Origin of the sequence: Chitinophaga nivalis (assembly GCF_025989125.1) — a bacterium.
Classification (GTDB): domain Bacteria; phylum Bacteroidota; class Bacteroidia; order Chitinophagales; family Chitinophagaceae; genus Chitinophaga; species Chitinophaga nivalis.
Map to the genome: position 1 here is coordinate 3,968,878 of NZ_JAPDNR010000001.1, position 13,315 is coordinate 3,982,192.

Consider the following 13,315-nt stretch of genomic DNA (forward strand, 5'->3'; position numbering starts at 1 on the left):
CGGAAGCCTTTATGATGTATTCGTTTAGAAAAGATAAATCCCTCATCTGGTAACAATTAGTTCATATAGGGAGTGCACTGATTGATGACGGTGCATAATCTTGCCGCAAGGTCCTGAGCAGTTCAATACCTGATACTTTGGGCATTTTGATATACAGGAACAGGAGGGCTATCTCCTGCGTGTTCAGGTGTGTCTGCAGTAGCGAATATCCTGAATGCCGCTCCCGCCTTTGTAGGGGTATCCGGAATAGAGTACCCATGTTGCCGTTATGAACTCCAACGAAACGGAGCTGAAAATGAACGAAGCATAACCCATGCCTGGCCGGGGATCGGAGGAACCAGGAGGCTCCTGTATTCCTTAGGGGTGAATTATTGAATGCAAATGCAAACAATTCGGCTTGTAGGATGTTTGATACGTTAAGATAGTGAAGAATGTCATATCGTAGCATTTCATAATGCTTTATCTATAAGATAATTTCAGGTTTTGTTATTTGTCTCCACTAGTTAGCCAGTTTGTAATCTGTTTTTGCAATAAAAATTCTAATGGGGGGCAGGGTCTCATGTGTATGAAATAGCGTAACGAAATCAGCCAGTTATTAACTATGAATTCCAGGACCATTAGACTGGTTGATCATACCAAAGTAGGATAAATCATTTGTCATAATAACCAGTTATGAATTGAGCTTATTAATCCTAATAACTGATGCACCATTATTCGGATTGCAGCTGTGATTAGAAAGATCTGGTGAAATTCGAAAGACATAGAAATTATGAGAAAACTTTTACTGCTTCTGACCCTTTTATTATTATTGATTGAAAGTAATGTCAAGGCACAAACGCGGTTTTTCATTAGCAGCAGTGGTACACCTTATGCATTGCGCTATCAGGATGTTGTTAGGGGAGGGGTATTGGTAGCGGGTAATGCGAATGTTGTACGAACCCGGACAGTGCCTTATTCCTACCACATTGATATTGATGGGGATCCAACTACATTTAACTCTTCCAGTGAGGACCTTTTAATTCCAGCCGGCAGCAGCGTGAAAAAAGCTTTTTTGTACTGGCAGTCAAATTGTTATAGTACAGGCGCGGTATATAATATAAGTAACCCGCCGGCTTCCAGGCCTAATTTCACACACGTGAAAATAAAAACGCCTGCTTCTGGTGCTTATGTGAATATTATCCCGGATATAGCGTGGCAATCTAGTACTTATTTCTGGCAGGGTATGAAAGACGTCACTGCGCTGGTGCAGCAATCTGGTACTTATACAGTGGCTAATATTGATTCCGATCCTCAACCTCCCGCTACAAATGGCTATCCACCATATGCAGGGTGGTCATTATGGGTTGAATATGAGTATCCCTTTTCGGATGTATCTCATAATTTCAGGATGATATCCCTCACAGATGGATTTAAGTATGTTACCGGTGGATCAAATGATGTTACAGCTACGGGGTTTAAGGTGCCGGAAAATACCTCCGTGGCGATAGACGGAGAAGCCGGCTGGTTTATCGGTGGAGCAAATGCGCCCTGGAACGACGCTGTTACTTATAACAGACCGGCTACAGGTAGTTCGGCAGCGTTAAACAATTTTTTTCTGAGTGATGCGGTCAATCCGGCTAACAATCCATTAAATGAATCCCGGAGCTACAGGGGGAGTCCTGTTACCAGCGGCCGGAATCCGGCATCGTCTTTTTCATATACAAATGCAGCTTCCGGAAATGATGTTGCATTTCCCTGGTTTGATTTAGATGTGATAGATATTTCTGCATTGCTGGTGAGAGGGCAAACGCAGTATACCCTTAAGTTCTACCCGCAAGCTAATGGTGCACCCGGTGGATGTAATGCACCATATGGTTGTGATGACTGGAACCAGCCGGGCTATCTCTATACTTCCATAAGGGTGGTGCCGCCTATAGCTGTGAACGACACGGTATCTACACCGGTAAATACTGCTGTAACCATACCCGTGTTGAATAATGATATTGTTTTCGGGGATGCTTTGGACCCTGCAACAGTAACCATTACCCAGCAGCCCCTGAACGGCGTGCTGACAGTTAATGCAGACGGCACCGTTACCTATACACCTAACGCTGGTTTTACCGGGCAGGATAATTTTAAATATACTGTAAAAGACGTCAGTGGATCTTTATCAAATGAAGCTACAGGAATCATTACGATTGGCGCAAAACCTATACTCTCCATCGTTAAGACGGCAGATAAACATACTATTACACCGGGTAGCCAGGTCACCTTCACGATTGTATTAAGCAATACGGGGTTAGCTGATAGTTTAGGTGTAAGGGTGATTGAAAAACCAGCAGGGTTTACATATGTGAGCAGTAGTGCTTCTTCAGGAACATACGATAATGCTACCAAAACCTGGATCGTAGATGCGCTGAAGGATAGTTTGGAGAGCCTGACGCTGGTGATGACAGCCAACGGAACGGGTCCATATAGCAATGTCGCTGGCATTGGAGATCCTGATGATCCGGTTAATCCGCGTGATACGACATTGTTTAGTGCATTAAATATATTGAAGACAGTTGATAAGGGGAGTGTGAAGTCTGGTGACCAGGTTACTTTTACAGTCACGGTAGAAAATACCGGACTTAGGGATACGCTTGGATTAGAAGTTAATGATTTGTCGGAAGGGTTTACTTATGTAAGTAATACAACGACCAGTGGTAGTTATAACAGCGGTAGTGGTGTTTGGACCGTAGATGTGTTGAAAGGTAGTACCCAAACTTTAACGCTGGTGATGACGGCCAATGCGAGTGGTCCTTATGGCAATGTGGCTGTGGTCGGAGATCCGGGAGATCCGACCAATCCCCGGGATACGGCCCGTTTTGCCGTGCTGAGCATCCAAAAGACAGCCGATAAAAATGTGGTAAAGCCGGGTGACGCGGTCACCTTTACGGTAAGTGTCACCAACAGTGGCTTAAAAGATACGTTGGGTCTACAGGTGACCGATCAGCCGCAAGGATTTACTTATGTAAGCAATACAACGACCAGTGGCAGTTATAACAGTGGCAGCGGTATCTGGACCGTAGATGCGCTGAAGGGTAGTACCCAAACTTTAACGCTGGTGATGACGGCCAATGCGAATGGTCCTTATGGTAACGTGGCTGTGATCGGAGATCCTGTAGATCCGACCAACCCGCGAGATACGGCTCGTTTTGCCGTGTTGAGTATCAAAAAGACCGCAGATAAAAATGTAGTAAAGCCAGGTGACGCGGTCACCTTTACGGTGAGTGTCACCAACAGTGGCTTAAAAGATACGCTGGGCTTACAGGTGACAGATCAACCGCAAGGATTTACTTATGTAAGCAGCAGTGTAAGTAACGGTAGTTACAACAGTGGCAGCGGTATTTGGACAGTAGATGCGCTAAAGGGTAGTACGCAAACTTTAACGCTGGTGATGACGGCAAATGGGAGTGGTCCTTATGGCAACGTAGCTGTGATCGGAGATCCGGTGGATCCGACCAACCCACGTGATACAGCCCGTTTTGCCGTGTTGAGTATCAAAAAGACAGCCGATAAAAATGTAGTAAAGCCAGATGACGAGGTAAGCTTTACGGTAAGTGTCACCAACAGTGGCTTAAAAGATACGCTGGGCTTACAGGTGACAGATCAGCCACAAGGATTTACTTATGTAAGCAATACAACGACCAGTGGTAGTTACAACAGTGGCAGCGGTGTTTGGACACTAGATGCGCTGAAAGGTAGTACCCAAACTTTAACGCTGGTGATGACGGCAAATGGGAGTGGTCCTTATGGCAACGTAGCCGTGATCGGAGATCCGGTGGATCCGGTGGATCCGACCAATCCGCGTGATACGGCTCGTTTTGCTGTGTTGAGTATCAAAAAGACAGTAGATAAAAGTGTTGTTAAACCAGGAGACGCGGTAAGCTTTACAGTAAGTGTCACCAACAGTGGCCTAAAAGATACGTTGGGCTTACAGGTGACAGATCAGCCGCAAGGATTTACTTATGTAAGTAATACTACGACTAGCGGTAGTTATAACAGTGGCAGCGGTATCTGGACGGTAGATGCGCTAAAGGGTAGTACCCAAACTTTAACGCTGGTGATGACTGCCAATGCGAGTGGTCCTTATGGCAACGTAGCCGTGATCGGAGATCCAGTGGATCCGACCAACCCGCGAGATACGGCTCGTTTTGCCGTGTTGAGCATCAAAAAGACAGTAGATAAAAATGTAGTTAAACCCGGTGACGCGGTCACCTTTACGGTAAGTGTCACCAACAGTGGCTTAAAAGATACACTGGGCTTACAGGTGACAGATCAGCCGCAAGGGTTTACTTATGTAAGCAGCACAACGACCAGTGGTAGTTATAACAGTGGCAGCGGTATCTGGACGGTAGATGCACTGAAAGGTAGTACTCAAACTTTAACGCTGGTGATGACGGCTAACGCGAGTGGTCCTTATGGCAACGTAGCTGTGATCGGGGATCCTGTAGATCCGACCACCCCGCGAGATACGGCCCGTTTTGCCGTGTTGAGCATCACAAAGACAGCCGATAAAAATGTAGTAAAGCCAGGTGAGGTGGTCACCTTTACGGTAAGTGTCACCAACAGTGGCTTAAAAGATACGCTGGGCTTACAGGTGACTGATCAACCGCAAGGATTTACTTATGTAAGCAATACTACGACCAGTGGTAGTTATAACAGCGGCAGCGGTGTTTGGACCGTAGATGTGTTGAAAGGTAGTACCCAAACTTTAACGCTGGTGATGACGGCAAATGCGAGTGGTCCTTATGGCAATGTAGCGGTGGTCGGAGATCCGGGAGATCCGACCAATCCCCGGGATACGGCCCGTTTTGCCGTGCTGAGCATCCAAAAGACAGCCGATAAAAATGTGGTAAAGCCGGGTGACGCGGTAACCTTTACGGTAAGTGTCACCAACAGTGGCCTAAAAGATACACTGGGCTTACAGGTAACAGATCAGCCGCAAGGATTTACTTATGTAAGCAGCAGTGTAAGTAACGGTAGTTATAACAGCGGTAGTGGTATCTGGACCGTAGATGCGCTGAAAGGTAGCACCCAAACCTTAACGCTGGTGATGACGGCTAACGCGAGTGGTCCTTATGGCAACGTAGCTGTGATCGGAGATCCGGTGGATCCGACCACCCCGCGTGATACGGCTCGTTTTGCCGTGCTGAGTATCACAAAGACCGCCGATAAAAATGTGGTAAAGCCAGGAGACGCGGTCACCTTTACGGTAAGTGTCACCAACAGTGGCCTAAAAGATACGTTGGGCTTACAAGTGACAGATCAGCCACAAGGATTTACTTATGTAAGCAATACAACGACCAGTGGTAGTTACAACAGTGGCAGCGGTGTCTGGACCGTAGATGCGCTGAAAGGTAGTACCCAAACTTTAACGCTGGTGATGACGGCCAATGCGAATGGTCCTTATGGCAACGTAGCCGTGATCGGAGATCCTGTAGATCCGACTAATCCGCGTGATACGGCTCGTTTTGCCGTGTTGAGTATCACAAAGACAGCCGATAAAAATGTAGTAAAGCCAGGAGACGCGGTCACCTTTACAGTAAGTGTCACCAACAGTGGCCTAAAAGATACACTGGGCTTACAGGTGACCGATCAGCCGCAAGGGTTTACTTATGTAAGCAGCAGTGTAAGTAACGGCAGTTACAACAGCGGCAGCGGTATCTGGACCGTAGATGCACTAAAGGGTAGTACCCAAACCTTAACGCTGGTGATGACGGCAAATGCGAGTGGTCCTTATGGCAACGTAGCTGTGATTGGAGATCCTGTAGATCCGACCAATCCGCGTGATACGGCCCGTTTTGCTGTGTTGAGTATCAAAAAGACAGTAGATAAAAGTGTAGTTAAACCCGGTGACGTGGTAACCTTTACTGTGAGTGTCACCAACAGCGGGTTAAAAGATACACTAGGCTTACAGGTGACCGATCAACCGCAGGGATTTACTTATGTAAGTAATACTACGACTAGCGGTAGTTATAACAGTGGCAGCGGTGTCTGGACCGTAGATGCGCTGAAAGGTAGTACCCAAACTTTAACGCTGGTGATGACGGCCAATGCGAGTGGTCCTTATGGTAACGTAGCCGTGATCGGAGATCCGGTAGATCCGACCAATCCGCGTGATACTGCCCGTTTTGCTGTGTTGAGCATCAAAAAGACAGTGGATAAAAATGTAGTAAAGCCGGGTGACGTGGTCACCTTTACGGTAAGTGTAACCAACAATGGCTTAAAAGATACGCTGGACTTGCAGGTGACTGATCAACCGCAAGGGTTTACTTATGTAAGCAATACTACGACCAGTGGCAGCTACAACAGCGGTAGCGGTGTTTGGACCGTAGATGCGCTAAAGGGTAGTACCCAAACCTTAACACTGGTAATGACGGCTAATGCGAGTGGTCCTTATGGCAACGTGGCTGTAATCGGAGATCCGGTAGATCCGACCAATCCGCGTGATACGGCCCGTTTTGCCGTGTTGAGCATCAAAAAGACAGTAGATAAAAGTGTTGTTAAACCAGGAGACGCGGTCACCTTTACAGTAAGTGTCACCAACAGTGGGTTAAAAGATACGTTGGGCTTACAGGTGACCGATCAGCCGCAAGGATTTACTTATGTAAGCAATACAACGACCAGTGGTAGTTATAACAGCGGCAGCGGTGTTTGGACGGTAGATGCGCTGAAAGGTAGTACCCAAACTTTAACGCTGGTGATGACGGCTAATGCGAGTGGTCCTTATGGCAACGTAGCCGTGATCGGAGATCCTGTAGATCCGACCAATCCCCGGGATACGGCCCGTTTTGCCGTGTTGAGCATCAAAAAGACAGCCGATAAAAATGTAGTAAAGCCAGGTGACGCAGTAACCTTTACGGTAAGTGTCACCAACAGTGGCCTAAAAGATACGCTGGGCTTACAGGTGACGGATCAGCCACAAGGGTTTACTTATGTAAGTAATACTACGACCAGTGGCAGCTATAACAGTGGCAGCGGTGTCTGGACAGTAGATGCGCTGAAAGGTAGTACCCAAACCTTAACGCTGGTGATGACAGCTAATGCGAGTGGTCCTTATGGTAACGTAGCTGTGATCGGAGATCCGGTAGATCCGACCAATCCCCGGGATACGGCTCGTTTTGCCGTGCTGAGTATCAAAAAGACAGCCGATAAAAATGTAGTAAAGCCAGGTGACGTGGTAAGCTTTACAGTAAGTGTCACCAACAGTGGCTTAAAAGATACACTGGGTTTACAGGTGACAGATCAGCCACAAGGGTTTACTTATGTAAGCAGCAGTGTAAGTAACGGTAGTTATAACAGTGGCAGTGGTATCTGGACGGTAGATGCGCTAAAGGGTAGTACCCAAACTTTAACGCTGGTGATGACGGCTAATGCGAATGGTCCTTATGGCAACGTGGCAGTGATCGGAGAGCCTGTAGATCCGACCAATCCGCGAGATACGGCTCGTTTTGCTGTGCTGAGCATCAAAAAGACAGCCGATAAAAATGTAGTAAAGCCAGGAGACGCGGTAACCTTTACGGTAAGTGTCACCAACAGTGGCTTAAAAGATACACTGGGCTTACAGGTGACCGATCAACCGCAAGGGTTTACTTATGTAAGTAATACTACAACCAGTGGTAGTTATAACAGCGGCAGTGGTATCTGGACGGTAGATGCGCTAAAGGGTAGTACCCAAACTTTAACGCTGGTGATGACGGCTAATGCGAATGGTCCTTATGGTAACGTGGCCGTGATCGGAGATCCGGTGGATCCGACCAACCCGCGTGATACAGCCCGTTTCGCCGTGTTGAGCATCAAAAAGACAGCCGATAAAAATGTAGTGAAGCCAGGTGACGCGGTCACCTTTACGGTAAGTGTCACCAACAGTGGCCTAAAAGATACGTTGGGCTTACAAGTGACAGATCAGCCGCAAGGGTTTACTTATGTAAGCAGCAGTGTAAGTAACGGTAGTTATAACAGTGGCAGCGGTGTTTGGACACTAGATGCGCTAAAGGGTAGTACGCAAACCTTAACGCTGGTGATGACGGCCAATGCGAATGGTCCTTATGGTAACGTGGCTGTGATCGGAGATCCTGTAGATCCGACTAATCCGCGAGATACGGCTCGTTTTGCCGTGCTGAGTATCAAAAAGACAGTAGATAAAAGTGTTGTTAAACCAGGTGACGCGGTCACCTTTACGGTAAGCGTCACCAACAGTGGCCTAAAAGATACGTTGGGCTTACAGGTAACAGATCAGCCGCAAGGATTTACTTATGTAAGCAGCAGTGTAAGTAACGGTAGTTACAACAGTGGCAGCGGTATCTGGACAGTAGATGCACTAAAGGGTAGTACCCAAACGTTAACGCTGGTGATGACGGCCAATGCGAGTGGTCCTTATGGCAACGTAGCTGTGATTGGAGATCCGGTAGATCCGACCAACCCGCGTGATACAGCTCGTTTTGCCGTGTTGAGCATCAAAAAGACAGCCGATAAAAATGAAGTAAAGCCAGGAGACGCGGTAACCTTTACAGTAAGTGTCACCAACAGTGGCCTAAAAGATACGTTGGGCTTACAAGTGACAGATCAGCCGCAAGGGTTTACTTATGTAAGCAGCAGTGTAAGTAACGGTAGTTATAACAGTGGCAGCGGTGTTTGGACACTAGATGCGCTAAAGGGTAGTACCCAAACCTTAACGCTGGTGATGACGGCCAATGCGAATGGTCCTTATGGTAATGTGGCTGTGATCGGAGATCCTGTAGATCCGACCAACCCGCGTGATACAGCCCGTTTCGCAGTTTTGAGTATCAAAAAGACCGCCGATAAAAATGTAGTAAAGCCAGGTGACGTGGTAAGCTTTACGGTAAGTGTCACCAACAGTGGGCTAAAAGATACACTGGGCTTACAGGTGACCGATCAGCCGCAAGGGTTTACTTATGTAAGCAATACAACGACCAGTGGTAGTTATAACAGCGGCAGCGGTGTTTGGACACTAGATGCGCTAAAGGGTAGTACGCAAACCTTAACGCTGGTGATGACGGCCAATGCGAGTGGTCCTTATGGCAACGTAGCCGTGATCGGAGATCCTGTAGATCCGACTAATCCGCGTGATACGGCTCGTTTTGCCGTGTTGAGTATCACAAAGACAGCCGATAAAAATGTAGTCAAGCCAGGTGACGCGGTCATCTTTACAGTAAGTGTCACCAACAGTGGCTTAAAAGATACGCTGGGCTTACAGGTGACAGATCAGCCGCAAGGATTTACTTATGTAAGTAGTAGTGTAAGTAATGGTAATTATAACAGTGGTAGTGGTATCTGGACAGTAGATGCGCTAAAGGGTAGTACCCAAACATTAACGCTGGTGATGACGGCAAATGCGAGTGGCCCTTATGGCAACGTAGCCGTGATCGGAGATCCGGTGGATCCGACCACCCCGCGTGATACGGCTCGTTTTGCCGTGCTGAGTATCAAAAAGACAGCCGATAAAAATGTAGTAAAGCCAGGTGAGGTGGTAAGCTTTACGGTAAGTGTCACCAACAGTGGCTTAAAAGATACGCTGGGCTTACAGGTGACTGATCAACCGCAAGGATTTACTTATGTAAGCAATACAACGACCAGTGGTAGTTATAACAGCGGCAGCGGTGTTTGGACACTAGATGCGCTGAAAGGTAGTACCCAAACTTTAACGCTGGTGATGACGGCTAATGCAAGTGGCCCTTATGGTAACGTAGCTGTAATCGGAGATCCGGTGGATCCGACCACCCCGCGAGATACGGCTCGTTTTGCCGTGCTGAGTATCAAAAAGACAGTAGATAAAAGTGTTGTTAAACCAGGTGACGCGGTCACCTTTACGGTAAGCGTCACCAACAGTGGCTTAAAAGATACGTTGGGCTTACAGGTGACTGATCAACCGCAAGGATTTACTTATGTAAGCAATACTACGACCAGTGGTAGTTATAACAGCGGCAGCGGTGTTTGGACACTAGATGCGCTAAAGGGTAGTACCCAAACCTTAACGCTGGTGATGACGGCAAATGCGAGTGGTCCTTATGGTAACGTAGCCGTGATCGGAGATCCTGTAGATCCGAGCAATCCGCGTGATACGGCTCGTTTTGCCGTGTTGAGTATCAAAAAGACAGCCGATAAAAGTGTAGTAAAACCAGGAGACGCGGTAATCTTTACGGTGAGTGTCACCAACAGTGGCCTAAAAGATACACTGGGCTTACAGGTGACCGATCAGCCACAAGGATTTACTTATGTAAGCAGCACTGTAAGTAACGGCAGTTATAACAGTGGCAGTGGTATCTGGATCGTAGATGCGTTGAAAGGTAGTACCCAAACCTTAACGCTGGTGATGACGGCTAACGCGAGCGGCCCTTATGGTAACGTAGCAGTAATCGGAGATCCGGTAGATCCGACCAATCCGCGAGATACGGCTCGTTTTGCCGTGTTGAGCATCAAAAAGACAGTAGATAAAAGTGTTGTTAAACCAGGAGACGCAGTAACCTTTACGGTGAGTGTCACCAACAGTGGCCTAAAAGATACGCTGGGCTTACAGGTGACAGATCAGCCACAAGGATTTACTTATGTAAGCAATACTACGACCAGTGGTAGTTATAACAGTGGCAGTGGTATCTGGACGGTAGATGCGCTAAAAGGCAGTACCCAAACTTTAACGCTGGTGATGACAGCTAATGCGAGCGGTCCTTATGGCAACGTAGCCGTGATCGGAGATCCTGTAGATCCGACCACCCCGCGAGATACGGCCCGTTTTGCTGTGTTGAGCATCCAAAAGACAGCCGATAAAAATGTAGTAAAGCCCGGTGACGCGGTAACCTTTACGGTAAGTGTCACCAACAGTGGCTTAAAAGATACACTGGGCTTACAGGTGACCGATCAGCCACAAGGATTTACTTATGTAAGCAGCAGTGTAAGTAACGGCAGCTATAACAACGGTAGCGGTATCTGGACCGTAGATGCGCTAAAGGGTAGTACCCAAACTTTAACGCTGGTGATGACGGCTAATGCGAGTGGTCCTTATGGTAACGTAGCTGTGATCGGAGATCCGGTGGATCCGACCACCCCGCGAGATACGGCTCGTTTTGCTGTGCTGAGCATCAAAAAGACAGCCGATAAAAATGTGGTGAAGCCAGGTGACGCGGTAAGCTTTACAGTAAGTGTCACCAACAGTGGCCTAAAAGATACGCTGGGCTTACAGGTGACCGATCAGTCACAAGGATTTACTTATGTAAGCAGCAGTGTAAGTAACGGTAGTTATAACAGTGGTAGCGGTGTTTGGACCGTAGATGCGTTGAAGAATACTACTCAGGTATTAACGTTGATCATGCGGGCTAATTCCGAAGGCCCCTACTTAAACACCATTGTTGCGGGTAACGTTAATGACCCTGCCAGTCTGAAAGATACAGTAAGGTTTGTTGTATTGTCGGTAAGAAAAACAGCTAATGTTGCAACTGTGAAAGCGGGAGGAAGAGTAACCTTTATAATTACTTTAAGCAACCGGGGAAGTAAAGATACCCTTGGACTAAAAGTAAATGATCTACCTGTAAATTTGAATTATGTAAGTAGTTCAACAACTTCCGGAACCTTCAACAGTGCCACTGGTATTTGGACAGTAGACGCCTTGCAAGGAACGACGCAGCAGCTGACATTGATAATGGATGCCGCTGCAACCGGGCCTTATCGTAACATTGTAGTTGCGGGTGACCCTACAGATCCCCATAATCCGTCAGATACGGTGATTTTGAATGAAACACAGATTAATCTGGGGATTATTAAAACTATTGTTGAACCAGCGCCATATGCAACGGGACAGCGAATCACGTATAAAATTATGGTGCATAATAGCGGCCCGGGAGATGCAACAGGGGTAATAGTGAAAGATGTGTTGGTCATGGCATTGGCAGATCCGAAAAATATAACAGTTGATGCTGGTATAGCGTCTTATGATCCATTAACCAGGACATTAAGCTGGCGTATTGGTGCACTGAATGCTGGTGCTTACACCACATTGACTATGGTTAGCATGTTTAATAATGAGGGAGATATTGATAATATGGCAGTTGTTTCAGGTAATGAAAATGATATTGATCCCGCTGATAATACATCAGTTGTAAAGGCGAAAGTAACAGGAGGGCTGTTTATTCCGAATACTATTACACCGAACGGAGACGGAAAGAATGATAAATTTGTAATTCCTGGCTTGGAAAAATATCCCGGTAGCAGGCTTGAAATTTATAATAGATGGGGAAATCAGGTGTATATCAGTAACAACTACGGAAATAATTGGGATGGCTATGGCTTGAATGAAGGGACTTACTTTTATATATTAAATCTGAAAACACCAATCGGAATAATTCCGTACAGCGGATGGATATTGTTGGTGAGGTAGAAGCGGCTTTTTCTTTTACCATAAAAAGGTAAATTATACAAAATGAATCTGAGAAGATAGAATATAGGATACAGTAAACAAATTCAGATTTACTGTATCCTATATTTTTTATTATACTTTACATAGGTAAACCATCATTTTTTCGCAGACCTCAGCCAATTTCTGCATGGAGGTATGACCAGGTATATATATGGTGGATAGTATGCACCCTATGTGTATTAAAGTATCGTAAGTTATCAATTAATACGTACTACCATTACGACAGCTGCTTAAAAGCCAGCCCGAAGATAATAACGGCGATGGATATATGAAATTGTCATTTATATAAGAAGGCCGTTTAAGCGAACATTTTCGGGCTCGGAAACAGGAAGCGTTTGTATCAGTTTTTAGAAGAAGTACTTATTCAGTACTTACTTTTAGTGAAAGCTCATTCCGCATAAACCAGGTAGAATCGCCCACATAACAAACTTCCTGCTTACGGGAAAAGGATGTTTTACCAATCCGATAAGTAAAACGGAATAGAGCCTCTCTATCATTATCAACCCCTTTCCGCTCTGTCACAAACGTCAGGGTTCCTTCGGGCAATAATGTGCGGGCTTTAACATTTTCTCCGTCGATCGTCTGCCCTTTATTGGTAATCGCAATAACCTGGAGGTTATCATGTGAGGGTTCTTTGGGATAAGAAGTTTTAAAATTGTAGGAACCGGTTCCTTTTACTGAAACTGTTACGGTTAGCGCTGTTGGGATGGATACCAGTTTTTGGGTACTGTAATCCCGGTAGATGAGCGAGCCACTCCAGTTTTTACCGGTTAATCCGTCAAGATCATTAGATTTAAGTCTGGTATTGGTTTGATATAATGTTATCATGAACATTAATGTAATTAGCGGGAATTTCATATTAGC

2 protein-coding genes are annotated in these 13,315 nt (G+C 46.3%); one reads left to right on the plus strand and one right to left on the minus strand.

Annotation, left to right across the window (positions count from 1 at the left end; genetic code table 11):
• The first annotated feature begins 769 nt into the window (after window positions 1-769).
• A complete protein-coding gene (locus OL444_RS15830) occupies window positions 770-12,412 on the plus strand; it encodes a T9SS type B sorting domain-containing protein (RefSeq protein WP_264752025.1) in 11,643 nt (3,880 codons plus the stop codon).
• 399 nt (window positions 12,413-12,811) lie between these two features.
• Here the strand turns inward: OL444_RS15830 and OL444_RS15835 are convergent, their stop codons facing one another.
• The gene (locus OL444_RS15835) at window positions 12,812-13,279 is read right to left on the minus strand and encodes a hypothetical protein (protein WP_264731715.1); all 468 of its coding nucleotides are present in this window, start codon (window positions 13,277-13,279) and stop codon (window positions 12,812-12,814) included.
• Between the last annotated feature and the right edge of the window lie 36 nt (window positions 13,280-13,315).